The sequence below is a fragment of the Actinoplanes sp. L3-i22 genome (assembly GCF_019704555.1).
Classification (GTDB): domain Bacteria; phylum Actinomycetota; class Actinomycetes; order Mycobacteriales; family Micromonosporaceae; genus Actinoplanes.
The window spans coordinates 3672938-3697187 of record NZ_AP024745.1 but is presented as its reverse complement, the minus strand read 5'-3'; the positions used below and the strand labels follow the sequence as shown (position 1 = coordinate 3697187).

Here is a 24250-nt window from a genome sequence, read left to right as displayed (position 1 = left end):
GTACCTCAGGAGGTTGTCGTGGTTGTCGATCTGCCCACCCCGAGCGTGATCGTGGACGGGGGCGTGCTCGACCGGAATCTGCGGGCGATGGCGTCGAGCGCCGCCGCCCGCGGGTTCGCGCTGCGGCCGCACGCCAAGACGCACAAGTGCGTGGAGATCGCCCGGCGGCAGGTCGAGCTCGGCGCGGCCGGGCTGACCGTGGCCACCGTGGCCGAGGCCGAGGTCTTCGCCGCGGCCGGGCTCGACGACCTGTTCATCGCGTATCCGGTCTGGCCCTCGCCGCAGCGGGCCGCCCGGCTGCGGGAGCTCGCGTCGCGGGTGGCGCTGCGGGTCGGGATCGACTCGGCGGAGAGCGCCGCGGCGCTGGGCGCGGCGGTGCCCGGCCTGGAGGTGCTGGTCGAGGTGGACAGCGGGCATCATCGCAGCGGCGTGGCGCCGGCAGCGGCCGGTGATCTTGCCGCAAAGGCAGAAAAAGCAGGCTTGCGCGTACGGGGGGTCTTCACGTTCCCCGGTCACGCCTACGGTCCCGGTCGTCAGCGGCCGGTCGCGGGTGAAGAGGAGTCCGCGCTGACCGAGGCCGCGGCCGCGGTGACCGCGGCGGGCCTGGACGCCGGCGTCCGCAGCGGCGGCTCCACCCCGACCGCCGCGCTGACCGGCCCGGGCGTGGTGACCGAGATGCGGCCCGGGGTCTACCTGTTCGGCGACGCGCAGCAGGTCGAGCTGGGCACGTGCGGGTGGGCGGACGTGGCGCTGACCGTCACGGCGACGGTGGTCAGCCGGTCCGGGAACCGGATCATCGTGGACGCCGGGAGCAAGGTGCTCGGGGCCGACCAGCAGGCGTGGGCGACCGGGTTCGGGCGGCTGATCGATCAGCCGGAGGCGCGGATCGTCGCGCTGTCCGAGCACCACGCCACGGTCGTTGTGCCCGAGGGGGCCGCGGTGCCGGGGCTCGGCGAGGTCCTGCGGGTGGTGCCCAACCACGTGTGTACGACCGTGAACCTCGCCGACGAGCTGGTCGTGGTGTCCGCGGGCCAGGAGGTGGACCGCTGGCGGGTGGCCGCTCGGAACGCCAACACCTGAGCCGGCGGGGTCAGCCGCTGAGCAGGTCCCTGGACGCCGCCTCGATCAGCCAGTCGCGGGTGCGCTCCAGGGACCAGCCGCGGTCCCGGACCAGGGCCGGCCAGGCGCCCGCGCCGAAGTAGAACCACAGGATGTCGTGCGCGTCGTCCCGGCTCAGGCCGGCACGCAGGGTGCCGGACTCGGCCAGGCGGTCGGCGATCACGCCGACCGCCTGCTGATAGCCCCGCAGGATCCGGTCGTGCACGGCGGCGGCGGCCGGCTCGGCGCGGGCCTGCGGGAACAGCTCGACGACGGTGTCCCAGTGCCGGGCGTGGTTCTGCCACGTTCCGTACCCGATCAGGCGGATGATCTCGGCGCCGTCGGAGGTCGCCCGGACCGCCGACGCGGTCTCCGTCGCCGCCGGATCCTCCATGATCGGCATCAGCAGCGCGGCCAGGATGTCCGCCTTACCGCCGGCGCTGGTGTAGACGGTCGGCACCGCGACGCCGGCGGCCCGGGCGATCTTCGGAACCGTGGTCTCCGCGTAGCCGTCCCGCACGAACAGCTCGCGGGCGGCGGCCAGGATCTCGGCACGGGTCGCGGCCGCGGCGTCGGCTCGCCGCGGCGAGTTGTACCGGTTCGCTGCCACGATCACGGATCGTAGCGGTCGTACCGGCGGCTTCCCTCATTCCACCGGCGCGGCCTTCAGCGCGGCCAGCTCGGTGAGCGTGCCGTCCCGGCGGGCCTTGCGGATGCCCTGCTTGGCCATCACGCCGTTGACGAACGTCTGGACGGTCTTGACCGGCGGGGCGACGAAGCCGGCCGCGGTGTGCGGGGCGTAGACCGCGGCGCCGCCGGTGACCTCCAGCCAGCCGGTGGCCCAGCGGGTGGCCAGGCCGATCGCCTGTGGGCCGAACGAGTGCGCGGCGAGACCGGCTCGGCGGCCGCCCTCCGGGAGCAGGCCGGCCGGCGCCTCCAGGTGCAGGCCGCGCTCGTCCCGGGCGGTGACCCGGACCGGCACGACCACCGGGAAACCGTCCGCGCCGCGGAACGCGACCAGCTGGTGCGGGAGCTGGTGGATCTGCTTGTGGAACCTGGCGGTGTCGACCCGGGGCGCGGTGCCCCGGGCCGGCGGCTGCTGCGCGGCCGGGCTCGCCGCCGGCCAGGGCTCGCCGGTGACCTGGCGGGCGCCGCTGCCGTCCAGGGCCGGCCAGGACGCGACCCGGCGGACCGCGATGTCGATGACGACGCGCTGCTGGTGGTACTCCCGGAGCAGCCAGTCCCAGATCGGGCCGGTCGGGGCGGGGCCGAGGAAGCGGTCCATGTCCGGCTGGATCGCGGCGAGCCGGGCCGGGGACGGCTCCAGCGGGACCGTGGCCAGGCCCTGGGCCAGCACGAAGTCGTCGCCGGTGGCGAAGCCGTGGTCGCGGGTGTGGTACGCCATCGCCACCCGGGGGTCGCGCAGCAGGTGGCGCAGTTTGCGGTTGAACGCCAGGGACGTGGTCACCGAGAGCTCGCCGGCCGGGCGGTGCACTCCGCCGGTCGGGGAGACCGGGATCGCGATCGCGCCGCCGGCCGGGGTGGTGTACGCGAAGATCGTGACGAGGTCCCCCGCGAAGGCGTCCTGCGCGGCATCGTTCCATTCAACAACGTTCGACATGGTGAAGTTTATAGGCCACTATAATCAATATTTGCCAATCGAGCGAACTTCATCACAACACTGAACCCGGCCCCGAGGGGGCGGAAGACGCGGCTGGGCCGGGACCACGGATCGGATCGCGTGGGTCCTTTGAAACCGCAGCCACCCGCGGACGTCGCCCTGTAGGGCCTCGCGTTTTTGGGCGCCCCGCGCCCTGCGAGGACCGGAAGGGTCCCCGCGGGAGCGACGATCAGTTATTGGCCGCAGCCGAGGCAAGAAAGAATTTGATCTTCTCCGGGCTGAAGGGATTCCCTCCGATGGGACGACTCCACCCATTGGCGGATGGGGGGCGGCGGCGCGGGGCGGTCCGGGCCGGCGGCCGCGGCGACCACGGCGTCGGCGACGGACATCTCGTCGTCGCAGGCCGAGGCGAAGGCGAGGCCGAACGCCGCGGCTACGGCGAACGGCGCGATCCGGGCGGTGATCACGATGGAACCCCTCTCAGGCGACCGCTGCGCGCAGGGAGTGCAGCGGGTAGTCCGTTCAACCTGCTCCGTCCGGGGCGCCCGGCGCCCCAGGGCGGCGCACTGGTCGCGAACCCTGGTGTCCCCCGGGCCAGGGCCGGACCCTGGTCCCGCACCCGGGGGCCGCGGGCGACAGTGGGCCGGTGGGACCACCGCCGGGAAGGGGAGACAGCATGAGTGAGCCGAAGGTCTGGCTGGTGACCGGGAGTGACCGGGCACCCGGCCGGGCCGTCGTGGTGGCGGCCGCCGAGTCCGGCGCCCGGGTGATGGCCGCCGCGCGCCGGCCGGACGAGCTGAAAGACCTGGTCGCGGCGTTTCCGGGGCGGGTCGAGGCGGTCGCGCTGGACGTCACCAACCCCGCCGCGGCGCGACGGGCGGTCCGGGACACGGTCGACGCGTTCGGGCGCCTGGACGTGGTGGTCACCGGCGCGCCGGCCGAGGACGCGGACCGACTCCGGGCCGAGGACGCGGACAGCCTGCGGGCCGGGGATGCGGACGGCCTGCGGGCCGAGATCGAGGCGGACCTGTTCGGCGTTGTGCACGTCACCGAGGCCGCGCTGCCGGTCCTGCGGGCCGGCACGTTCGTGCAGGTCTCCGCCGGTGACCGGCGGACCGGCGGGATCGCGGCGGAGGGCTTCCTGGAGGTGCGGGTCGCGCCGCTCGGCATCCGGGTGATCCTCGTGGAGCTGGGTGAGTGCGAGCCGGTGCGGGCGGCCGAGGCGATCGTGCGGGTGGTGGCGGCCGACGACCCGCCGCGCCGGTTGCCGCTGGGCGCGGACGCGCTCGCGGCGGCACTGTCGGCCGGCGCGGACCGGATCGCCGAGGCGCGGAAGTGGGCCGAGCTGAGCCGACGCCGCGGAAGCGGGCCGAGCTGAACCGGCGCCACGGAAATGGGCCGAGCTGAGCACGGAAAAGCCGGCCCGGGGCGTTCCGGGCCGGCTCTCGTGGCGGGTTGCTCAGGACTCCAGGCCGGCGGCCCGGGCCATGAACTGGGCGTACCAGGCCGGCCAGTTCTCGTCGTACTTGCCGTCGAGCACCTCGGCCTCGTGCTTGCCGTGCGCGATCGCCGCGTCCCGCAGGGCCGCCTCCAGCTCGGCGGCCGAGCCGTAGACGACGTGATCGATCCGGCCCGGGCGGCGCCGGGTGACCTCCTGCAGCGTGAAGACGTTGCCGTCCGGGTCGCTGAAGGTCAGGAACGAGCCGTACGACTGGCGGTCCGGGTGCGGGCCGGCGACCCGGGCGGCCGTGCCGGCGTGGTGGAACACGCCACCCGCGTCGTGGAAGATCTCGCTCGGCTCGGCGCCCCGGGCGACCAGGTCGGCGCGGGCCGCCTCGATGTCGCCGACCACCAGGTGCACGCCGCGCTCGGAGCCCGGGACGGCGTCGGTGACCCCGCTGCCGATGATGATCGACGCGGCCGATCCGGGCGGGGTGAAGTGCACCACCCGGAAGTCGTCGGGGCCCGCGTAGTCCACGTCCTCGCGCCACCCGAGGCCCGCGTAGAAGGCCTTGGCCCGGTCCACGTCCGCAACCGGCAGGACCATGATCTCGACCTGGAAGTCCACCATCGTCAGCTCCTCCGCTGTGTGGATGCCCGGTCGGCATCCACGGATCACTCTGCCGTCGCGGAGGGGGTGGTCGCCCCCGTGTGCGGCCCTGGTCCATGCCCGGGGCGACCCTCGTAGAGGTCCGCGTAGAGCTTCTCGGAACCGGGGACCTTCAGCACGTCGTGCCCGGCTCCCTCGATGCTCTCCAGGGTCAGCGGAATGCCACTCGAGCCGGCCAGACGGGTCGCCACCGCGATCGCGCGGCGGGGGTCGACGACGGTGTCACCCCGGCTGAGGACCATCGCCAGGGTGTCGAGGCGGGCGTTGCGGGGGCGGATCGTGCGGGCGAGCGCCAGGTACTGGGCGACCGCGCGCAGCGAATAGCCGCGGGTGGTGATCCGGTCCGGGAGCAGGCCGCGGCCGTACAGGACGGTCATGGCGTCGATCAGGGCGGCGGGTGCCTGCGCCGGGCTCGGGCGGAAGAACGGGGCCAGCAGCAACAGCCGCCGGACCTCGCTGTCCCGGCGCGTCGCCAGCCGGGCCGCGAGCACCGCGCCACCGGAGATGCCGGCGATGCCCACCTCGTCGCCGAGCGTTTTCACCAGATCAAGAGCTTCTTCGCCGTACGTCGTCAATTGTCTTCGGGTGACCGACCGGTGAGCGTGCGCATCGGGCAGACCGTGCCCCGGCGCCCTGGGGATGAAAACGTTGTAACCGCGCGCGAACAGCTCCGCCCCGAGCCCGGCGAACTGCGACGGGTCGTGCGTGTATCCGTGCAGCAGCAGCACGGCCCGCGCGGTCCGGCCGCCGTGACTGAGCAGGCGGCTCGGTTCTCGCTCCGAAGTGTCCATCATCGGGGGACAACGTACGGGACCGGCCGGAGTTCAGCCCTTGCGGTGATAGACCGGCGTGCTCCGGGCGCGATAGATGCCGTGCCGCAGCTCGGAGACGTAGCCGTCCAGCTCGGGCATGCCCAGCCGGGCCGCCTCGGCCAGCTCCGCCTCCAGGTCGCACGGCACGCGGACGAACTGAACGCCGAACGACGCCGGCTCCGGGGAGTCGAGAACCCCTTCGAGAATCGCGTAGACCGGGGTCGGGTCGTCCATCGAGTTGCCCACGCTGCCGGTGTTGAACAGCGTCCGGCCACCCGGCCCCACCTCGTAGAACGGATCGTGCGTGTCGCCGTAGCCGACGACCGTGGGCGCCGGATTCCGGTCCCCGGTCGCCGCGGTGTTGGCGAACATGCCGGCGAACTGCTCCCCGTCGTGGTCGAAGCTGACCCGGTGGTGCACGCTCGTCGCCGAGGCGTGGAAGAGCCGGATCCGGCGGCCGCTCATCAGCAGGTCGTGGCAGAACGGCAGGGCGCGCAGCCAGTCGCCCTGGCCCGGGCCGAGCTGCGCCAGCCACCAGCGCATCGCCTCGTTGTCGTAGGTCCGCGCCGGGTCGGGCAGGAAGTCGTCCCAGTTCCCGAGGATGTTGACCGGACACCGCTCCCGGCAGCGGTCGATCACCTCCCGGCCGCGCGGCCCCTTCCCGACGAAGTCGCCGAGGTTGTAGATCCGCTCGATCCCCCGGTCCTCGATGTCGCGGAGCACGGCCTCCAGAGCGGTCAGATTCCCGTGGACGTCAGAGATGAGCGCGATGCGATCAAGCCGGGGCACGGCACGACCCTGCACCGGATGGTGTCCGGTTGGCAACCGGGCTGAACTCCGCGTCGTCTCGGGCGGGCCGAAACGGTTCATGCCGCGACGATGACGTGAAAGGACGCCGTACCTCGATGAGCAGTGAACGCTTTCGTGCCCTCGCCCTGTCTTTCCTGCTGACCGTGGGTGTCCTCGCCCCAGCGGTGCCCGCCTCCGCCGACGAACCGGAGGCCGGAACCGCGCCCGTGACGGCCGCCGCCGACGGTGCTCCGACCCTGGCCGGGCGGCTCGCCGCCGTCGCCGGGGCGAAGACCATGAACTACTACCCCTCGGGCGCCGGCTGGTCGGCGATGTGGACCCGGTTCGACGCGGTGCAGGTCGACAGCGACCTGGGCCGGATCGCCGCGCTCGGCGCGGACAGCGTGCGGATCGTGGTGTTCCCCCGGGTGTTCGGCTTCCCCACGCCGCGGCCCGAGTACCTGGACAGGCTCAGCGACTTCATCAGCATCGCGGCGCTGCACGGGCTCGCCGTGAAGCTGACCCTGTTCGACTGGTGGTCGCACTACAAGAGCGTGCGCGGGAGCGTCGACTGGGCGCGGGCCGTGATCGGGCCGTACACCGACGACCCGCGGGTGATCGCGGTCGAGGTGAAGAACGAGATGTCGCCGGAGGACGAGCCGGCCGTGCGCTGGGTCCGGACCGTGATCCCGGCGATCCGCGCGCTCGCGCCGACGATGCCGCTGACCGTGTCGGTCGACGGGCACGCCGGCCCGGACGGGCTGGCCGAGCTGCGCGACGTGCTCGGCGACGTGACGCTGGACTACTACGACTTCCACTTCTACGGCGAGTCCGAGAAGGCGCTCACCGACATCGTGCGGGCCCGCGCCGCGGTCGCGCCGAACCTGATGGTGATCGGCGAGACCGGCCTGAGCACCGGCGTCGGCAGTCCCGGCGAGCAGGCCGCCTACCTGGCCCGGGTCTTCCGGGCGGCGGCGGTCGCCGGGGTCCGCTCGGTGTCGCCGTGGACGCTGACCGACTTCACCGAGGGCTCGATCCCGGCCGGCTCGATGGTGGCGACGCTGCCGGCGCAGTACCAGTTCGGCCTCTACCGCACCGACGGCACCGCCAAGCCGGCCGCCGCCGTGGTCCGGTCCGCCTGGTCCGGCACCGAATCCGCCGAGGACGTGCTGGACCTCAGCTTCGAGCAGGACAACACCGACTCGCCGTGGCGGGACAACTTCCCGGAGGGCGGGGTCGCCCAGCAGACCGACGAGGTCGCGCACGCCGGTTCCCGGTCGGTGCGGTTCTCCGGCACCGGCCGGAGCTCGCGCGGCCTGCCGTCGCTGCGGATCTCCCCGGTCACCCCGGTGGTGGGCGGCCAGACCTGGACGGCGTCGGCGTGGGCCCGCGGCGCGGACGCGACCGGGACCACCGAGATCGCGCTGAGCTGGTTCGACGCCGACGGCCGCTGGATCCGTCAGGACCGGTCGGCGCGGCTGCCCCGGGGCACCACCGACTGGACCCGGCTGACCGTCGAGACGGTCGCGCCGGACGACGCGGCCGGCGTCCAGCTGCACCTGAAGTCCGGCGACAACCTGGGCTCGGTCTGGTTCGACGACGTGCGCATCGACGCGTCCTAACGTTCGTCGTCCCAGGCAACCGCGGAAAGGCGCCAGCCGGCCGCTGTCCGGGCGAACTGCATCGTCTTGGCGCCGCGGCCGGTGTGCTCGGCGCCGTCCCGGGTCCACGACTTCGCGTAGGTGCAGAAGTGCTGGGCGACGTCGCCGTACACCTCGGTGCGGCCGGTGACCTCCCACTCCCGGAAGCCGGTCAGCCCGTCGCCGCTCAGCAGGGCGCGGCGTGGGGCGATGAAGCCTTCCACGTCGTACACCTCAGGCTCTGACCCGCAGGTGCGGACGATGATCGCACCGGGCAGGAAAGCGCGGCGCAGCGCGCCGAGGCGTTCGTCGAGGTCGTCGCCGGAGGCGAAGGCCGCGAAAAAAGTCCGGATCAAAACCGGGATTGAGACGTACGCGTCGAGCCGCCCCGCCAATTCCACCGGCCGGCTCAGCGCGGGCGTGTGACCGCCGTCGATCTCGTCGGGCACCACGCCGAGCCGCTCCCGCGCGACCCGGCGCAGGTAGTCGGGCGGGAACATCCGGTCGTCGCGGCAGATCAGCACCCGGGTGGGCACGTCGGGCCACGCGGTCAGCGGCGACGGCTCGCCCAGCCGGGCCTCGGACTGGGCGCGCCCGTGCCGGCGGGCCTCGGCGGCCAGCTCGGGCGGGACATCCTGGTAGAACCAGTCGTCGAAGTCGCCGTGCACGTCCCAGCCGGTGTGCGACCAGTACTCAGCGGGCGACTCGCCCGGCGCCGGGATCATCGGCGCGACCAGGATCAGCTGGTCGACCGGCACGCGCGCGCAGACCAGCGGCGCGATGAAGCCGCCCAGCGACTGCCCGACGACGACCAGGTCCGTCCGGTCACCGATCGCGGCGACCACGGCGTCGGCGTACTCGACCAGGCCGGCGGTGTCGTCGTCACAGGGCAGGTCCGGCGCGACGACGTCGTGGCCGCGCGCTCGTAGTTCGGCCTCGACGAGGTGCCAGTACCAGCCGACGTCGCCGGCGCCGTGGATCAGGACGAAGGTGCTCATCCACCCATCTTGCCGGGCCGCAGCAGGGTCGCGGCGATCTCCCGGCCCGGCTCGGTCCACGGGGCCGGGCGCATGGTGGCCGGGTCCAGCCGGACGTTCACCCGCTTGCCCTCGGCGTGCACGATCCCGCCGTCGGTGGAGGTGACCCGGAAACCGTAGGTGGCACTGGTCGAGCCCAGGTGGTCGATCCAGAAGTGGACGACGATGTCGCCGGTCCCGGTCACCGGGCGGTGGAAGGTGATCCCGTACTCCCGGACCACGTTGAACGCGTCCGGCGTGGTCGGGCGGCCACCGGAGAACGAGACGCCGTGCTCGTTCCACCACTGGATCACGGCGCGTTCGACCAGCACCGCGTAGCGCGCGTTGTGCAGGACCCCCATCGCGTCCAGGTCGTCGAAGTGCACCGGCATGGGAATGATGGCGCCGGCTTCGGTCACGGTTGTCATGTCAGCTCCGGGAGAGAATCAGGATCAATGGCGACGGTACGGAGGAAGTCGTGCAGCACCCGGCGCGCGTGCCGGAAGCTCGCCGGCGAGGGGCGCATGACCGCGCACACCCCGAGCGACTCGATCAGATACGCCAGCTGTGCCGGATCGGTGCCCGGCCGCAGGTCGGCGCCCTCGGCGGCGACCCGGGTCAGGAACGCCATCCAGTCGGACTGCTCGGTGGCGAGCCGATCCCGGATCACCCCCGGGCGGGCGTTGAACTCGAAGTGCGCGTTGGCGAAGAAGCACCGGCCGGGCAGCGCCCCGGACTCGTAGAACCCGAGCCGGTGGTCGTGCACGGACCACACCTGGCGCACCCCGGCCGGCTCGGCGAGCGCCGGCCGGATGACCCGCTCGGTCCACTGCGCCCGGGCGTGGTCGATCACCGCGAGCTGCAGCGACTCCTTGGAGCGCCAGTGCGCGAACAGGCCGGACTTGCTGACCCCGTGCGCCGCGGCGACCTGGCCGAGCGACAGCCCGTCCAGCCCGTCGACGGTGGCGAGCAGCAGCGCCTGGTCGAGCACCGCGGTGCGGGTGCGTTCGCCGCGGAGCAGCCGGCCGTCCTGGGTCATGCCCTCGACCCTACAAAAAGACCGACCGGTCGTAAAGATTATTGAGGTGAACAGAAAACCCGTCCGGGGCGCGGCCGTCCGGGCGGGCACTGGTCCGCACCGGGCAGCGGGCGTCGGTCACCACCCGGCCGCCGGCCGCCCGGACCGCGTCGACCAGGCCCCGGTCCTCGTCGTGGGTGACCGGCGGAAAGCCGCCCGCAGCGCGGCGAGGCAGGCCGGCAGCCGCGCGCGCTCGTCGTGGGCCGGGACGACGACGGCGATCACCGCAGGCCGGAGCGGCGCGCGACCGAGGCCGGGTCGCGGCTGAAGACCTCCAGGAGGAAGTCCGCCTCCTCGTGCCGGGCCAGCCGGTGCAGGCCCGGGACTCCGGCCAGGGCGGCGTGCACCTCGTCGCCGCCGCGGGCGTGCTCGCCGACCGGCCACCGCCAGTGCACGGCCACCAGGTCGCCACCGGGCTCGAGGGAGCCGGCCGCCCGGGCGAGCAGCGTCGCCAGGTCGGCGTCGTCGAAGTAGTAGCCCAGCTCGGAGAGGACGATCAGGTCGAACGTCTCCTCCGGCCACTCGTCCGGCATCCGCGCGGCCCGCACCCGCACGTGCCGGTCGCCGGCGAGCCGCCCGGCGGTGGTCCGCACCGCCGACTCGACCGCGTCGACCGCGAGCAGGTGGTCGCAGCGGGCGGCCAGCCGTGCGGTCAGCAGGCCGGTGGAGCAGCCCGGCTCGAGCCCGCGCCGGTAGCGCGGCGACGGGAGCGCGTCCACGGTCAGGGCGTGCTTGCGGGCGTCGTACCAGCGGGACTCGAAGCTCCACGGGTCGGGGTCGGCGGCGTACATCCGCTCGAAGTAGGCGATCGGCGTGGTCACGCGAAGATCACCTCGAACGGGCGGGTGAAGCGGGCGACGACGTGCGGCGGCAGGATCGCGGCGTCCGCCTCGGCCGGGCCCAGCGGCACGGTCTGGCTCGGGAAAGCCGCTATCGCGGCGGATTTCGCGGTCCGGGCGGCCGGCGGCAGATCGACCCGCCGGGCCCGGTCCCACGGCACGTCGGGGCTGTCCGGCGACGCCCAGTGCCACGCCCAGATCGGGTATTCGAGCAGCCGGGCGCCGGTCTCGGCACACGCCCGCGCCGCCGCCCGCCCGCTCGCCTCGTGGTCCGGATGCCCGTCCCCGCGCCAGGTGACCAGGCACCACCGGCCCGGGGTGAGCAGCCCGGCCAGCTGCCCGGCCAGGACGTCCTCGTCGATCCCGCCGTCCGGGTGCCCGAGCCGGTGGGTCACCGCCGAGCCGAGCCCGAGCCGGTTCAGCGCATCGGCGGTCTCGGCGCGCCGGATCGCGGCGAGCGCGGCCGGTGTGTGCACGGTCGACCCGGGGTGCGACGCCTCGCCGTCGGTGACCGCGGCCAGGTCGGCCGCGCCGAGCATGGCCATCAGCCCGGCCACGCCGAGGATCTCGTCGTCCGGGTGCGGCGCGACGACCAGCGGCGGGCCGGGCGGGTCGAGCCGGAGCTCGGGCCACTGCCGCATCGCGGTCCAGGTCCGCCACTGCTCCTCGGTGGTGCCGTTCCCGGCGATCGGTCTCACCACGGTGACTCCTCCGTCGCCAGCAGCCGGCCGAGCTGTTCCAGGTCGCTCTCGGCGTGGCTCTGGCGCAGGTAGACGGTCAGGTCGGCGATCCGCTGCGCGTGGTTGTTGTCGCGGCAGAGCGGCCCGGCGCCGAGCGCCCGGCCGACCCGGTCGATCACCTCGGTCGCGGCGTGCTCGACGGTCGCGCGCACCCGCAGGGCGAGCCGGTGCGCGTCGGCCCCGGGCTCCGCGTCGATCCGGGCCGCCGCCTGGTCGAGGACCGCGCCGGCCGCGACGTCGATCGCGCCGAGGTGCGCCAGCGCGTGCGGGCCGAGCTCCCGGGCGCGGGCCGCGGCGTGCAGGGTGTCGGCGACCGCGAGCGCGCCGCCGTACCAGCAGGCGGCCACGCCGACGCCGCCGTGCCAGAAGCCGGGACGGTCGACGTAGTCGCCGGGGCCGCCGACCGGGCGGGCCGGGACGCCGGTGAAGCGGACCGTCCGGCTGTCACTGCCGGACATCCCGATCGCCGGCCAGGTGCCGTCCAGGGGCTGCGCGTACGGGCCGTCGTTGCGCACCGCGAACAGCCGGATCCCGTCGTCGGCTGCCGCGGTCACCAGCGCGTCGGTGCACCAGGCCGCGCCGGAGCACCACGGGCGGTCGCCGGTGAGGAGCCAGCCCTCGGGGCCGGGCTCGGCCCGTACCGAAGCGGGTGTGGCGGCCCAGACGCCCCAGCGGACCTCGCCCACCGCATGGTCCTGATCGCCGGGAGGACAGGCGTCGCCGAGCTCGGCGCGGATCGCGACGGCGTCGGCGTGCCCCTCGGCGAGCCGGCAGGCGACGAGATCGGCCCGGCCCAGCGCGGTCAGCCCGCGCAGACGTTCGGCGGTCGCCCCGCGGCCGGGCAGGGGCAGATCCGGAAGTTCGATCAACACGGCGAGCGGATACCCCGCGTTTCGCCGGGCAATCACGAACCACCCGTAAGCCTTAAAGAAAACTTAAGGAACCGGCTCGGAAAAACTGTTATTCAGAGGCCGGATCGCGGCCACCAGCACCCCTCTGACCTGCGGAAATGAATTTTTTCTTGACGTATTGAATCAGCTGTGAGAGGTGCGCATAATTCGTCCCGAAGCAATTCTTCGGCAGTTGATTGAGGATTTCGCATGTCTAATGAATCGAGGCACGTCGCTCCGGGGGATCCCCGGCGGCGACGCCGGACCACCCGGGTGATCCTGGGCGCGACCGTGGTCGCGGCGCTCGGGGCGAGCGGCGTCTACATCGCGACCGCGGACGCCGGCGAGGTCACCGTCCCGGGCGCGCTGCAGGCCGAGGCGTTCACCGCCCAGTCCGGCGCCAAGACCGAGAAGACCTCGGACACCGGCGGCGGCAAGAACGTCGGCTGGCTGGCCAACGGCGACTGGTTGAAGTACCAGGGCGTCACCATCGGCGGCGGCACCCTGAGCGCCCGGATCGCCTCGAACAACGCCGACGGCGGCGCGGTCGAGGCACGCCTGGGCAGCCCGGCCGGCCCGCTGCTGGCCACGTTCCCGGTCGCGAAGACCGGCGGCTGGCAGAAGTGGACGACGGTCACCGCCAAGGCCGCCGCCGCGCCGGCCGGCAAGCAGAATCTGTTCCTGGTCATGAAGAGCAAGTCCCGCTCGGACTTCGTCAACCTCAACTACCTGCTGCTGGGGTCGGGCTCCGCTACCCCGACCACGCCGCCGGCCTCCCCCGCCACGACCACCGAGCCGCCGGCCGGCACCCCGTCCGCGACGCCGTCGAGCGCCGCGACCTCAACCCCGCCCGCCGCCACCCCCGGCGGCTGGGTCGACGTCGACCAGGCCGCGTGGGACAAGGCGCTCGCCCAGTACAACGCGGTGGCCTCGAAGCCGGTCCCGGCCGGCATCACCATGGTCCCCGAGTTCCACACCGACTGCTCGGTCTCCGGCGAGACGCCCGACGACCCGATCGTCTTCCCGAACCTGCCCGGCGCGTCCCACCTGCACACGTTCTTCGGCCCGAAGGTCACCGCCAGCAGCACCGGCAAGGACCTGCTCGCCGAGTCGACGACCTGCACGGCGCCCGGCGACAACAGCGCGTACTGGGCGCCGACGCTGCTGAAGAACGGCACCCCGGTCAAGATGAAGAACTTCCGGGCGTACTACGGGGCGAAGATCAAGGACCCGGCGACGGTACGGCCGTTCCCGCCGGGCCTGGTGATGGTCCAGGGTGACCCGAAGAAGCAGGTCGCCACGCCGGCCGGCACCAGCTCGCAGTTCTGGTGCGCGGGCAGCGCCGAGACCGGCCGCAGCGCCGACGGGAACTGGCCGAAGTGTGCGGCCGGCGGCAACCTGATCTACCAGCTGACGTTCCAGGACTGCTGGGACGGCAAGCACGTCGACTCGCCGGACCACAAGTCGCACATGGGTCCGTCGGTCAACGGCGTCTGCAAGGGCGACTTCCCGGTGGCGATCCCGAGCCTGTCGCTGATGCTCGGCTACGACTCGCTCGGCGGGGACGGGCTGGCGCTGTCCTCCGGGATGGCGTCGTCGATCCACGGCGACTTCATGAACGCGTGGGAGCCGGCGAAGATCGGCGCGCTGGTCAAGGTGTGCATCAACGCCGGGGCGAAGTGCGGCTCGACGCCGACCTTCACCGGCGGCTGACCGTCCCGACCCGAGTAGGACCGATGCCCCTGCTGACCAGCAGCAGGGGCATCACCTGTCATGTTCCGCATGTATGCAAGGAGCCACCGTGCGACTGATCGCGATCGCGGCCGCGGCGCTGATGCTGGCCGGCTGCGCCGAGCCGACGCCAACCGCGGCCGTCGCGACCACGACCGCCACCGCGACGGAGCCGGCGTTCGGCGGCACCGACCTGGCCTGGATCGAGGTCGCCCTGGCCCTCGACGAGCAGCTCCTCCCCCTGCTCGACGCGATCCCGGCGCACACCGCGACCCCCGCAGTCACCTCGCTCGCCGCCCAGGTGCGCACCCTCACCGACGCCGAGCTGCCCCAACTGCGCGCCCTGCACGACCGGGCCGGCCTCCCGGCCGACAATCCGCACGTGGGCATGCCGATGCCGGGCATGGTCACCGCGGAAGAACTGAAAACCATGACAGCCCTTCCCGGTACGGCCTTCGACCGCGCTGCCCTCGACAAGCTCCGCGAGGGCATCACCCAGTCGATCGCCCTGGCCCGCGGCGAACAGGACCACGGCGCCGACCAGGCCACCCGAACCCTGGCCGGCACCGTCCTCACCACCCGTTCAGCACTCCCCGTGGGATGACCCTCAGGGCGCGGTGAGCGGAGCCGTCAGCCCGTCCCCCGACGTCCGCGGCGCCAGCCGGCTCCCCGCCGGAACCACCGCCGGGAACCCCAGGATCGCCAGCCGCCCGTTGACCCCGTTCCCCGCCTCGCAGTCCTCGGTGCAGTTGGTCGGCGGGTTGGCCACCTCGGTGGCGTCCTCCCCGGTCACCATCCCCATCCGCCCACCGCTGGCGACATCCCAGACGCTGGTCGCCCCGCAGTGATCCGTCGTCTCCGACAGACCCAGCGGGTTGGTGAAGTCCGGCCCGCACGACGCCTGCCGAACCCGCGTGGCGACCTGGGCGCTGTCCCGCAGCACCAGCTTCGGGGCGGCATCGCTGGCGATGTTCACGCGCGGGCTCACCCGTACGCAAAATTGCCCGGAGGGCCCGGAAACCTCGTCGGCGCAGGCGGAGCCCAGCCACGAGCCGAGCCTGGCGCGGAAGTTCGGGTTGTCGTAGTAGAACGCGGAGTCCGCCAGCGTGTGCACGATCCGGGTCCGGGTGCCGTCACCGCGCGCCGGCTCCATCTGGAAGATGCCGCCCTGCGCACAGTCCTTGGCCTGGATCTTCATGCTCAGACCCCCGGTCCCGGTACGGGAGATCGTCATGTCCCCGTCCCGCAGCTCGAGGCTGATGCCACTGGTCAGGGCGAGTCCCCGATGGTCGGGCACCTTGCTCGCGTAGACCGCGGTGGCCTGTCCCCCGGTCATGTCCCCGACGTTCGCCGCGCCGGTGAACGTGTAGTCGTAGATCGCGAACGTCGCCGGGTCCACGCTGAACCGGGTGTACTTTCCCTGCACGGTGAAGCGCCCGGCCGGCGCCGCCACCGTGCCCCGGAACCGGTCCTTGACGCCGGTCTTGCCGAGCACGGTGTAGCTGCCGCCGTCACAGAACTTGGAGCCGGCCGCCTGCACCGCGGTCGGCGCGGTGAACGCCGCCAGCGGTACGGCGGCGGCCAGCGCGGTCAGGGTCGCGAGAGTCTTGTTTCGCATGCCGAGGACTATCCCGAGTCCGCCCTTAACCGCCCGCTAAGCGAGTCCTAAAACGACAGCAGCAGCACGCTCACCAGCACACTGCCGAGGATGTTGTAGCCCCCGGAGATCGCCGCGTAGAGCAGCGGCCGCGGAAAGTTCGGGTTGATCGCGATGTTCACGGTGTTCGCCGCGAGATAGCCGACACCCACGACCAACCCGAAGACCAGGGCTTCCCGGTACGTCTCGATCCCCAGTTCCGCCATCAGGTAGGCACTGGTGACCGTGATGACCAGGCTGGTCAGCGCCGGCCCGGCGAAGAACAGCGGCGACGGCTCCGGCTTGGCCCCCGGTTCCCGGCCGAGCGAGCGGTTGTACGCCCGCGGGAAGAGCAGCGCGAACCACACGCCGCCGAGCACGGTGAAAGCCAGGAAGCCGGCCAGGATCCCGATCCAGTTGACGTCGCCCATGATGGTGTCTCCGAACTGCTCGTAAGCGGAAGGTGCGGCAAGATTCGCAGGGGTAGGTGCCAGGTTGTGGCACCTTCTCCGGGCAGAATCCGGAGCATGCCGACCACGTCCGCCCGCCTGCTGGCCCTGCTGTCCCTGCTGCAGTCCCGACGGGACTGGCCCGGTGGCCTGCTCGCCGAGCGGCTCGGGATCAGCCTGCGCACCATCCGCCGGGACGTGGACCGGCTGCGCGAGCTGGGCTATCCGATCGACGCGGTGAAGGGCCCCGACGGCGGCTACCGGTTGAGCGCCGGCAAGGACCTGCCGCCGCTGCTCTTCGACGACGAGCAGGCGGTCGCGCTGGTCCTGGCGCTGCAGGTGGCGGGCGGCGAGGCGGCCACCCGGGCGCTGACCACGATCCGGCAGGTCCTGCCGTCCCGGCTGCGGCACCGGGTCGAGGCGCTGCGGGTGACCGCGGTACGCCGCCCGGCCGCCGAGGTCGACGGCGAGCTCCTGCTGGCCCTGAGCGGCGCGGTGCACGCCCGGGAGGTGCTCCGCTTCGACTACGGCGACAACCGGCGCCGGGCCGAGCCGCACCACGTGATCACCCGGGACGGCCGGTGGTACCTGATCGCCTGGGACCTCGACCGCGACGACTGGCGCACGTTCCGGGCCGACCGGATGACCCTGCGCACCCCGAACGGCCCCCGCTTCACCCCGCGCGAACTCCCCGGCGGCGACGTGACCGGCTACGTCCTGGGCGTCTTCCGCGGCTCGACCTCCGGGAACTGGCCGTGCCAGGGAACCGCGATCCTCGGCAAACCGGCCGCGCACATCGCCCGGTTCACCCACGAGGGCATCGTCGAGGAGCTCGGCCCGGACCGCTGCCGGGTCACCCTCGGCTCCTGGTCCTGGGTCAGCCTGGCGGCGGCCTTCGCCCGCTACGACACCGACCTCGAGCCGGTCGCCCCACCCGAGCTCCAGGCCGCCTGCACCCAGCTCGCCGACCGCTTCCGCCGCGCCGCCGGCAATTGAGACCCATCAAATTCATCATTGCCTATGCTGCGGCCAATAACCGATCGTCGCTCCCGCGGGGACCCTTCCGGGCCTCGCAAGGGCGCGGGGCGCCCAGAACGCGAGACCCGCAAGGGCGACGTCCGCGGGTGGGCACGGTTCAAAAGAACCCACGCTCTCGGGGCCCGGGGAGGTGGGTCAGGCGCGGGCTTCGGCGACGGCTCGGCCGCGGGGGGAGTCCGGGAAACCGGCGAGCATGGCGCGGACCTCGTCGGCGGCCACGTTCGCGCCGAACAGCTCGGCGCCCGGTTCCATCCGGATGCCCTCGGCCAGCGGCCCGGCGTCGACCGGGTCGAAGCCGAGCGCGTCGATCAGCGCCGACACCGCCGCCACGTCGGCCGGGTCGTCGCCGGCCAGGGCGATCGCGCGCCGGCCCGGCGAGCCGGCCGGGCGGGCGCCCTCCTCCAGGTCGTGGTAGCCCATGTGGTTGAAGGCCTTCACCACCCGGGACGCCGGCAGGAACCTCTGGACGGTCTCGGTGGAGGACGTCCGCGGGTCGGTGAGGTCGTCGCGGATGCCGTCGACCTCCCACCAGTAGTTCATCGCGTCGATCACCAGCTTGCCGGCCAGGGCCGGGACCGGGACGTTCTGGTGCTTGCCGAGTGGCAGGGCGAGCACGACGATGTCCGCCCGGGCGGCCGCTTCCGCCGCCGGGACGGCCTGGGCGCCGGGGGTGAGGACCTCGACGATGAGCTTGATCTTCGCGGGGTCGCCCGAGGCGGCCACCAGAACGTCGTAGCCGGCGGCGACCGCGAGTCGCGCCAGGACCGTGCCGACCTTGCCGGCGCCGAGGATGCCGAGTGTGGTCATCGTTCAGCCGGCCAGGATGTCGCGGACCATGGGCATCACCTTCGCACCGAACAGCTCGACCGAGCGCAGCCGGGCGCTGACCGGCTGAGCCCCGGCAGTGTAGATCATGTCGAACCGGCCGACGTCCAGCGCCCGGACCGCGCGAGCGATCTTGCGGGCCACCGTCTCCGGGGAGCCGAGGTAGAGCGAGCCGTTCTCGACCTCGGCCTCGAACTCGCTGCGGCGCAACGGCGGCCAGCCGCGCAGGGCGCCGATCCGGTCGCGGATCACCTTGTACGGCGCGTAGAAGATCTCCTTGGCCTCCTCGTCGGTGTCGGCGACGAAGCCCGGCGAGTGCATGCCGACCGGGTGGGCGACCGTGCCGAGCTGCTCGGCGGCCTGGCGGTAGAGCTTGACGTAGGGCGCGAACCGGTCCGGGGCGCCGCCGATCACGGCGAGCATCAGGGGCAGGCCGTGCCGGGCGGTGCGGACCACCGACTGCGGGGAGCCGCCGACGCCGACCCAGGTGGTCAGCCGGCCGGACTCGGTCTTCGGGAACACGTCGGCGTCGGTCAGCGGGGCGCGGGTGGTGCCGGTCCAGGTGACCGGCCGCTCGTCGAGCAGCCGCACGAACAGGTCGAGCTTCTCCTCGAACAGCACGTCGTAGTCGCTCAGGTCGTACCCGAAGAGCGGGAACGACTCGGTGAACGAGCCCCGGCCGAGGATCACCTCGGCGCGGCCGGAGGACAGCGCGTCGACGGTGGCGAAGCGCTGGAAGACGCGGACCGGGTCGTCCGAGCTGAGCACGGTGACGCCGGAGGCCAGCCGGATCCGCGAGGTGCGGCCGGCGATGCCGGCGAGGACCGTCTCCGGGGTGGAGATCGCGTACTCCGGGCGGTGGTGCTCGCCGAGCGCGATCACGTCGACGCCGAGCCCGTCGGCGAGCACCGCCTCGTCGGTGACCTGCCGGATCGCGGCGGCGTAGGACACCGGTGCGCCGGTGTCGCCGACCGGCACGTCGCCGAAGGTGTCGAGCCCGAATTCCAGTTCCCGCATGACCCCGCCTCCCGTGATTGACGTGTCAACTATGCCGCGAGGTAATTGACACGTCAATCAAACGTGAGCCCGGGCACAGGCGGCGTTTACAATCCCGAAATGGGAGCGCTCCCAACCGAAGGAGATGCATGGTGCGTTACGGACACTTCGACGACCGGACCCGTGAGTACGTCATCGACCGGCCCGACACCCCGCTGCCCTGGCTCAACTACCTGGGCTCGGAGGAGTACTTCGGGCTGATCTCCAACACCGCGGGCGGCTACTCGTTCTACCGCGACGCACGGCTGCGCCGGCTCACCCGCTACCGCTACAACAACGCGCCGCTCGACCTCGGCGGCCGCTACCTGTACCTGCGCGACGACGCGACCGGTGACTTCTGGTCGCCGTCCTGGCAGCCGACCCAGCGGGACCTCGACGACTACGAGTGCCGGCACGGGTTGTCGTACACCAGGATCTCCTCGGCCCGCGGCGGCGTCCGCGCCGAGACGCTGTACTTCGTGCCGCTGGGCGAGACCCTGGAGGTCTGGCGGACCACGGTCACCAACGAGCGCGACACCACCGCCGAGCTGTCGCTCTTCTCCTCGGTCGAGTTCTGCCTCTGGGACGCCCAGGACGACGCGACGAACTTCCAGCGCAACTTCTCCACCGGGCAGGTCGAGGTGGACGACGGCGTGATCTACCACAAGACCGAGTACCGGGAGCGGCGCGACCACTTCGCCTACTTCGCCTGCTCGGAGCCGCTGGCCGGCTTCGACACCCAGCGCGAGGCGTTCCTCGGCGCCTACCGCGGCTGGGACCGCCCGGCCGCGGTCGAGAACGGCGCGGCCACCGGCTCGATCGCCGACGGCTGGTCACCGATCGGCAGCCACCACGTCCGCCTCACCCTGGCGCCGGGCGAGTCCCGGGAGGTGATCTTCGTGCTCGGTTACGCCGAGAACCCGCGCGACCAGAAGTTCGATCCCCCACAATCACAAAACCTCAACAAGCTTCGGGTACGACCGGTGATCGCCCACTGGCTGCGGTCGCAAGCCGTCGCCGAGGGCTTCGCCACCCTGCGCGAGCACTGGGACCGGCTGCTCGGCAACCTGCAGGTCAGCACCCCGGACCCGGACACCGACCGGATGGTCAACATCTGGAACGCGTACCAGTGCATGGTGACCTTCAACCTGAGCCGGTCGGCGTCGCTCTTCGAGTCCGGCATCGGCCGCGGCATGGGCTTCCGGGACTCCAATCAGGACCTGCTCGGCTTCGTGCACGTCATCCCGGAGCGGGCCCGGGAGCGGATCCTGGACATCGCCGCCACCCAGCTGGCCACCGGCGGGGCGTACCACCAGTACCAGCCGCTCACCAAGCGCGGGAACAACGACATCGGCGACGGCTTCAACGACGATCCCCTGTGGCTGATCCTGGGCGTCGCGGCCTACCTCAAGGAGACCGGGGACGCGACGATCCTGGACGAGCCGGTGCCGTTCGACAACGAGGCCGGCAGCGAGGTCACCCTCTACGAGCACCTGACCCGCTCCCTGGCGTACACCCTGGACCGGCTCGGGCCGCACGGCCTGCCGCTGATCGGCCGCGCCGACTGGAACGACTGCCTGAACCTGAACTGCTTCTCGGACACGCCCGGCGAGCCGTTCCAGACCACCGAGAACGCGGTCGGCGGGCAGGCCGAGTCGGTCTTCATCGCCGGGCAGTTCGTGCTGGCCGCGAAGGAGCTGGCCGGGATCGCCGAGCTGCGCGGGCGGGACGAGCGGGCCGCCGAGTACCGGGCCGCCGCGGAGAAGATGACCGGCACGATCACCGAGCACGGCTGGGACGGCGACTGGTTCCGCCGGGCGTACGACTTCTACGGCAACCCGGTCGGCTCCGGCGAGAACGACGAGGGCCAGATCTTCGTCGAGCCGCAGGGCATGTGCGTGCTGGCCGGCGTCGGGCTCGACGACGGGCTGGCCGCCCGCGCGCTGGACAGCGTCGCCGAGCGGCTGGCCACCCCGCACGGCGTGGTGCTGCAGCAGCCGGCGTACACGTCGTACCGGATCGAGCTCGGGGAGATCTCCACGTATCCGCCCGGGTACAAGGAGAACGCCGGGATCTTCTGCCACACCAACCCGTGGATCATGATCGCCGAGACGATCCTGGGCCACGGCGACCGCGCGTTCGACTACTACCGGCGGATCAACCCGTCGGCGCGGGAGGCGATCAGCGAGGTGCACCGGTCCGAGCCGTACGTCTACGCCCAGATGATCGCCGGCCGGGACGCGCCGACCCACGGCGAGGCCAAGAACTCCTGGCTGACCGGGACCGCGGCGTGGAACTTCGTGGCGATCACCCAGTGGATCCTGGGCATCCGGCCGGAGTTGGCCGGCCTGCGGATCGACCCGGTGCTGCCGGACGGATGGCCCGGCTTCTCGGCGACCCGGGCCTTCCGCGGCGCCACCTACGAGATCACCGTCCGCAAGCCGGCCGGGGCCCGCGGGCGGGTCACCCACCTGCTCGTCGACGGCGAACGCGTGGACGGCGCGCTGATCCCGCTCGCCCCGGCGGGCGCGACCGTGCGGGTCGAGGCGGTCATCGGGGGTTGACCCGTACGGCCGGGCGGGTTCAGGCTCGCCCGGCCACCGGGCTCACCGCGTACGGGAAATCGGATTTACGTCTTTTGATCTCTGGCCGCCCAGCGCAGGAGGTCCACCGCGCGACGGGCGGCCGGCGCGGCCTCGGCCGGATCGATCACGGTCGCGATGACGCCGTAGACCATCCGGTGCGCCAGCAGCACGTCGGCGACCGTGACGACCGGATCGATCAGCCCGGCCGCCCGGGCCCGCGGCAGCGTGTCGCCGATCAGCACCCGCAGGCGCTCGCCGCCGGTGTACTCCGGCATGGCCCGGCGGGCGTCGACCGCCATCTCGACGAACGCGGCGGACTCCACGGTCAGCTCGACCATCCGCTCCCAGAGGTGACCGAACGCGTCCGGGCCGGGCTCCGCGGCGATCGCCTCGAGCTGGGTGAAGTTCTCCTCGAAGACCGTGAACGCCAGGTCGAGCCGGGTCGGGAAGTGCCGGTAGAGCACGCCCTGGCCGACCCCGGCGTCCTTGGCGATCGCGCTCAGCGGCACGTGATAGCCCCGCTCGGTGAACAGCCGGCGGGCCGAGTCGAGGATCGCCTGCCGATTCTCCGAGGCCGCGGCCGGACCACGGTTGACGCGACCGCTGCTGGTGGGCATGCTGCACCCTAACAACCGGACAGTCTTGTCCGGTTGCCGGGAGCCGGGAGCCGGGAGGGACCGACCATGACCTTCGATCACACCTACGACGTGGTCGTGGTGGGCAGCGGCGCGGCCGGGTTCGCCACCGCGCTGGGCGCCGCCGACGAGGGACTCAGCGTGCTGATCGTCGAGGGCAGCGCCAAGTGGGGTGGCAGCACCGCGATGTCCGGCGGCGGCATGTGGCTGCCGGACAACCCGCTGATGCGCCGCGCCGGGGCCGGCGACTCCCGGGCGGAGGCGCTCACCTACCTGGAGGCGACCGTCGGCGAGACCGGGCGGTCCACGTCCCGGGAGCGCAAGGAGGCGTTCGTCGACGGGGTCACCGACTTCGTCACCACCGCCGAGAAGCACGGCATGGTGTTCGCCCGGTCCGCCGACTACCCCGACTACTACCCGGAGCTACCCGGCGGGAAGATCGGCCGGGCGATCGAGGTCGAGCCGGTCAACTCCCGCACGATCGGCGACTGGTGGAAGACGATCAACGCGCCGGCCGCGATGCCGGTCAAGACCGACGACGTGTGGCTGCTGGGCCGGGCCTGGTCGACCCCGGCCGGCTTCGGGCGCGGCGCGAAGTTCGTGTTCCGGGCGCTCGGCGGGGTCGTCCGCGGGCAGCGGCTGACCGGCATCGGGGCCGGGCTGGCCACCTCGTTCCTGCGGGCGGTGGTGCTGCGCGGCCGGGTGCCGCTGTGGCTCGACGCGCCGCTCGAGGAGCTGATCGTCGAGGGCGACCGGGTCACCGGGATCCGGATCACCCGGGACGGGCGGTCGGTGACGGTCGGCGCCGGGCGGGGCGTGATGCTGGCCGGCGGCGGGTTCGACCACAACACCGAGTGGCGGCGGCGGTACCACGGGATCGACGGCTCGCCCTCCGGGAACCCGGCGAACCTGGGACGCCCGATCGAGCTGGCACAGAAGGCCGGCGCCGCGGTCGAGCTGATGGACGACGCCTGGTGGGGCGGGTCGCTGGCGGGCGCGCCGGGGCACGGGCCGGCGTTCCTGGTGGGTGAGCGGTCGCTGCCGTACTCGATCATCGTGGACGCGCACGGCGAGCGGTTCGCCAACGAGTCGGAGTCCTACGTCGACCTCGGGCACCACATGCTCGAACACGACAAGGACGGGGTGTACTGGATGGTCGCCGACGCCCGGCACGCGCGGCGCTACCTGCGTACGTTCGCGCTCGACCCGAAGAACAACAAGGCCATGCGCGAGGCCGGGATCACCGCGAAGGCCGGCACCCTGGACGAGCTCGCCGGACGGATCGGCGTGGACGCGGCCCGGCTGCGGGCGACCGTCGAGCGGTTCAACGGGTTCGCCCGGTCCGGGGTCGACGGGGACTTCGGGCGCGGGAACTCCGCCTACGACCGGTACTACGGCGACCCGACCGTGCACCCGAACGCTTGCCTGGGGCCGCTGGAGAAGGGGCCGTTCGCGGCGTACCGGATCGTCATCGGTGACCTCGGGACCAAGGGTGGCGTGGTCACCGACCCGGACGGCCGGGCGCTGCGCGAGGACGGCACGGTCATCGACGGCCTCTACTCCGCCGGGAACAACTCCGCGTCGGTGATGGGCCGCACCTATCCGGGGCCGGGCTCGACGATCGGTCCCGCGGTCGTCTTCGGCCTGCGCGCCGCCCGGCAGATGGCCCGCCGGTCGTAGGCC

Annotated in this window: 25 protein-coding genes; 8 read left to right on the top strand and 17 right to left on the bottom strand. The window is 72.7% G+C overall.

The features are described 5' to 3' along the window. The first annotated feature begins 18 nt into the window (after positions 1–18). Positions 19–1080: an alanine racemase gene (locus tag L3i22_RS16395; RefSeq protein ID WP_221327825.1), complete on the top strand. Its 1062-nt coding sequence runs from the start codon at positions 19–21 to the stop codon at positions 1078–1080. 10 nt (positions 1081–1090) lie between these two features. Here the strand turns inward: L3i22_RS16395 and L3i22_RS16390 are convergent, their stop codons facing one another. The 3 genes from L3i22_RS16390 to L3i22_RS16380 all read right to left on the bottom strand — a co-directional run bounded on the left by L3i22_RS16390 (position 1091) and on the right by L3i22_RS16380 (position 3186). Beyond that, a complete protein-coding gene (locus L3i22_RS16390; RefSeq protein ID WP_221327824.1) occupies positions 1091–1708 on the bottom strand; it encodes a TetR/AcrR family transcriptional regulator in 618 nt (205 codons plus the stop codon). Positions 1709–1744: 36 nt separating this feature from the next. Beyond that, positions 1745–2719, bottom strand: a complete 975-nt coding sequence (locus L3i22_RS16385; RefSeq protein WP_221327823.1) for a hypothetical protein — start codon at positions 2717–2719, stop codon at positions 1745–1747. Positions 2720–2952: 233 nt separating this feature from the next. After that, positions 2953–3186, bottom strand: coding sequence for a hypothetical protein (locus L3i22_RS16380; RefSeq protein WP_221327822.1), 234 nt, complete (start codon positions 3184–3186; stop codon positions 2953–2955). A gap of 209 nt (positions 3187–3395) precedes the next feature. Here L3i22_RS16380 and L3i22_RS16375 point away from each other — a divergent pair, with 209 nt between their 5' ends. Beyond that, a complete protein-coding gene (locus L3i22_RS16375) occupies positions 3396–4097 on the top strand; it encodes an SDR family NAD(P)-dependent oxidoreductase (protein WP_221327821.1) in 702 nt (233 codons plus the stop codon). A gap of 81 nt (positions 4098–4178) precedes the next feature. On the opposite strand, the gene L3i22_RS16370 is transcribed toward L3i22_RS16375, so the two are convergent. The 3 genes from L3i22_RS16370 to L3i22_RS16360 are packed head-to-tail and all read right to left on the bottom strand — an operon-like array spanning position 4179 to position 6430. Beyond that, positions 4179–4790 (bottom strand): VOC family protein, encoded by a 612-nt coding sequence (locus L3i22_RS16370; RefSeq protein WP_221327820.1) that lies wholly within the window; start codon positions 4788–4790, stop codon positions 4179–4181. Positions 4791–4834: 44 nt separating this feature from the next. Continuing rightward, a complete protein-coding gene (locus L3i22_RS16365) occupies positions 4835–5623 on the bottom strand; it encodes a carboxylesterase (protein WP_221327819.1) in 789 nt (262 codons plus the stop codon). A 30-nt stretch (positions 5624–5653) separates the two neighbouring features. Next, on the bottom strand, positions 5654–6430 hold the full coding sequence (locus L3i22_RS16360; RefSeq protein WP_255658291.1) for a metallophosphoesterase: 777 nt from the start codon (positions 6428–6430) through the stop codon (positions 5654–5656). A 116-nt stretch (positions 6431–6546) separates the two neighbouring features. Between L3i22_RS16360 and L3i22_RS16355 the strand changes: the two genes are divergently transcribed. Continuing rightward, positions 6547–8052 carry a cellulase family glycosylhydrolase gene (locus tag L3i22_RS16355; protein WP_221327817.1) on the top strand — a complete coding sequence of 502 codons (1506 nt, stop codon included), beginning with the start codon at positions 6547–6549 and terminating at the stop codon, positions 8050–8052. On the opposite strand, the gene L3i22_RS54610 is transcribed toward L3i22_RS16355, so the two are convergent. The 6 genes from L3i22_RS54610 to L3i22_RS16325 form a co-directional block, all read right to left on the bottom strand. Next, positions 8049–9068 (bottom strand): alpha/beta fold hydrolase, encoded by a 1020-nt coding sequence (locus L3i22_RS54610; RefSeq protein ID WP_221327816.1) that lies wholly within the window; start codon positions 9066–9068, stop codon positions 8049–8051. The genes L3i22_RS16355 and L3i22_RS54610 overlap by 4 nt on opposite strands. After that, complete coding sequence (locus tag L3i22_RS16345) at positions 9065–9514, bottom strand: thioesterase family protein (RefSeq protein WP_221327815.1); 450 nt, start codon at positions 9512–9514, stop codon at positions 9065–9067. Before L3i22_RS16345 ends, L3i22_RS54610 begins: the two co-directional genes overlap by 4 nt. Continuing rightward, positions 9511–10125, bottom strand: a complete 615-nt coding sequence (locus L3i22_RS16340; protein WP_221327814.1) for a TetR/AcrR family transcriptional regulator — start codon at positions 10123–10125, stop codon at positions 9511–9513. Before L3i22_RS16340 ends, L3i22_RS16345 begins: the two co-directional genes overlap by 4 nt. A gap of 260 nt (positions 10126–10385) precedes the next feature. Beyond that, entirely contained in the window at positions 10386–10985 is a 600-nt protein-coding gene (locus L3i22_RS16335) for a class I SAM-dependent methyltransferase (RefSeq protein WP_221327813.1), read from the bottom strand. Next, complete coding sequence (locus L3i22_RS16330; RefSeq protein WP_255658290.1) at positions 10982–11704, bottom strand: PIG-L deacetylase family protein; 723 nt, start codon at positions 11702–11704, stop codon at positions 10982–10984. The genes L3i22_RS16335 and L3i22_RS16330 overlap by 4 nt, the downstream gene beginning before the upstream one ends. Beyond that, complete coding sequence (locus L3i22_RS16325) at positions 11698–12615, bottom strand: acyl-CoA dehydrogenase (RefSeq protein WP_255658289.1); 918 nt, start codon at positions 12613–12615, stop codon at positions 11698–11700. The genes L3i22_RS16330 and L3i22_RS16325 overlap by 7 nt, the downstream gene beginning before the upstream one ends. 228 nt (positions 12616–12843) lie before the next feature. On the opposite strand from L3i22_RS16325, the gene L3i22_RS16320 reads away from it, so the two are divergent. Further along, positions 12844–14346 (top strand): DUF1996 domain-containing protein, encoded by a 1503-nt coding sequence (locus tag L3i22_RS16320; RefSeq protein WP_221327812.1) that lies wholly within the window; start codon positions 12844–12846, stop codon positions 14344–14346. 88 nt (positions 14347–14434) lie between these two features. After that, positions 14435–14968 (top strand): DUF305 domain-containing protein, encoded by a 534-nt coding sequence (locus tag L3i22_RS16315; RefSeq protein WP_221327811.1) that lies wholly within the window; start codon positions 14435–14437, stop codon positions 14966–14968. 3 nt (positions 14969–14971) lie between these two features. On the opposite strand, the gene L3i22_RS16310 is transcribed toward L3i22_RS16315, so the two are convergent. Continuing rightward, positions 14972–15982: a hypothetical protein gene (locus L3i22_RS16310; protein WP_221327810.1), complete on the bottom strand. Its 1011-nt coding sequence runs from the start codon at positions 15980–15982 to the stop codon at positions 14972–14974. Between the two features lie 47 nt (positions 15983–16029). Then, positions 16030–16431: a DUF1761 domain-containing protein gene (locus L3i22_RS16305; RefSeq protein ID WP_221327809.1), complete on the bottom strand. Its 402-nt coding sequence runs from the start codon at positions 16429–16431 to the stop codon at positions 16030–16032. Positions 16432–16527: 96 nt separating this feature from the next. On the opposite strand from L3i22_RS16305, the gene L3i22_RS16300 reads away from it, so the two are divergent. Next, positions 16528–17445 carry a YafY family protein gene (locus tag L3i22_RS16300; RefSeq protein ID WP_221327808.1) on the top strand — a complete coding sequence of 306 codons (918 nt, stop codon included), beginning with the start codon at positions 16528–16530 and terminating at the stop codon, positions 17443–17445. 177 nt (positions 17446–17622) lie between these two features. Here the strand turns inward: L3i22_RS16300 and L3i22_RS16295 are convergent, their stop codons facing one another. Together L3i22_RS16295 and L3i22_RS16290 are read right to left on the bottom strand one after the other, a co-directional pair. Beyond that, a complete protein-coding gene (locus L3i22_RS16295) occupies positions 17623–18294 on the bottom strand; it encodes an NADPH-dependent F420 reductase (protein ID WP_221327807.1) in 672 nt (223 codons plus the stop codon). Positions 18295–18297: 3 nt separating this feature from the next. After that, complete coding sequence (locus tag L3i22_RS16290; RefSeq protein ID WP_221327806.1) at positions 18298–19329, bottom strand: LLM class flavin-dependent oxidoreductase; 1032 nt, start codon at positions 19327–19329, stop codon at positions 18298–18300. A gap of 128 nt (positions 19330–19457) precedes the next feature. On the opposite strand from L3i22_RS16290, the gene L3i22_RS16285 reads away from it, so the two are divergent. Beyond that, positions 19458–21911 (top strand): GH36-type glycosyl hydrolase domain-containing protein, encoded by a 2454-nt coding sequence (locus L3i22_RS16285; RefSeq protein ID WP_255658288.1) that lies wholly within the window; start codon positions 19458–19460, stop codon positions 21909–21911. A 65-nt stretch (positions 21912–21976) separates the two neighbouring features. Here L3i22_RS16285 and L3i22_RS16280 read toward each other — a convergent pair whose 3' ends face one another. Continuing rightward, complete coding sequence (locus L3i22_RS16280) at positions 21977–22549, bottom strand: TetR/AcrR family transcriptional regulator (RefSeq protein ID WP_221327805.1); 573 nt, start codon at positions 22547–22549, stop codon at positions 21977–21979. Positions 22550–22615: 66 nt separating this feature from the next. Between L3i22_RS16280 and L3i22_RS16275 the strand changes: the two genes are divergently transcribed. Further along, positions 22616–24247: an FAD-binding protein gene (locus L3i22_RS16275; RefSeq protein ID WP_221327804.1), complete on the top strand. Its 1632-nt coding sequence runs from the start codon at positions 22616–22618 to the stop codon at positions 24245–24247. The last annotated feature ends 3 nt before the right edge of the window (positions 24248–24250 follow it).

Excerpts from the sequence above, each read along its gene's own strand:
- L3i22_RS16370 (WP_221327820.1), bottom strand. The coding sequence starts at position 4,790 with ATGGTGGACTTCCAGGTCGAGATCATGGTCCTGCCGGTTGCGGACGTG.
- L3i22_RS16280 (WP_221327805.1), bottom strand. The coding sequence starts at position 22,549 with ATGCCCACCAGCAGCGGTCGCGTCAACCGTGGTCCGGCCGCGGCCTCG.
- L3i22_RS16295 (WP_221327807.1), bottom strand. The coding sequence starts at position 18,294 with ATGACCACACTCGGCATCCTCGGCGCCGGCAAGGTCGGCACGGTCCTG.
- L3i22_RS16310 (WP_221327810.1), bottom strand. The coding sequence starts at position 15,982 with ATGCGAAACAAGACTCTCGCGACCCTGACCGCGCTGGCCGCCGCCGTA.
- L3i22_RS16320 (WP_221327812.1), top strand. The coding sequence starts at position 12,844 with ATGTCTAATGAATCGAGGCACGTCGCTCCGGGGGATCCCCGGCGGCGA.
- L3i22_RS16340 (WP_221327814.1), bottom strand. The coding sequence starts at position 10,125 with ATGACCCAGGACGGCCGGCTGCTCCGCGGCGAACGCACCCGCACCGCG.
- L3i22_RS16365 (WP_221327819.1), bottom strand. The coding sequence starts at position 5,623 with ATGATGGACACTTCGGAGCGAGAACCGAGCCGCCTGCTCAGTCACGGC.
- L3i22_RS16305 (WP_221327809.1), bottom strand. The coding sequence starts at position 16,431 with ATGGGCGACGTCAACTGGATCGGGATCCTGGCCGGCTTCCTGGCTTTC.
- L3i22_RS16355 (WP_221327817.1), top strand. The coding sequence starts at position 6,547 with ATGAGCAGTGAACGCTTTCGTGCCCTCGCCCTGTCTTTCCTGCTGACC.
- L3i22_RS16300 (WP_221327808.1), top strand. The coding sequence starts at position 16,528 with ATGCCGACCACGTCCGCCCGCCTGCTGGCCCTGCTGTCCCTGCTGCAG.
- L3i22_RS16290 (WP_221327806.1), bottom strand. The coding sequence starts at position 19,329 with ATGCGGGAACTGGAATTCGGGCTCGACACCTTCGGCGACGTGCCGGTC.
- L3i22_RS16345 (WP_221327815.1), bottom strand. The coding sequence starts at position 9,514 with ATGACAACCGTGACCGAAGCCGGCGCCATCATTCCCATGCCGGTGCAC.
- L3i22_RS16385 (WP_221327823.1), bottom strand. The coding sequence starts at position 2,719 with ATGTCGAACGTTGTTGAATGGAACGATGCCGCGCAGGACGCCTTCGCG.
- L3i22_RS16375 (WP_221327821.1), top strand. The coding sequence starts at position 3,396 with ATGAGTGAGCCGAAGGTCTGGCTGGTGACCGGGAGTGACCGGGCACCC.
- L3i22_RS54610 (WP_221327816.1), bottom strand. The coding sequence starts at position 9,068 with ATGAGCACCTTCGTCCTGATCCACGGCGCCGGCGACGTCGGCTGGTAC.
- L3i22_RS16285 (WP_255658288.1), top strand. The coding sequence starts at position 19,458 with ATGGTGCGTTACGGACACTTCGACGACCGGACCCGTGAGTACGTCATC.
- L3i22_RS16275 (WP_221327804.1), top strand. The coding sequence starts at position 22,616 with ATGACCTTCGATCACACCTACGACGTGGTCGTGGTGGGCAGCGGCGCG.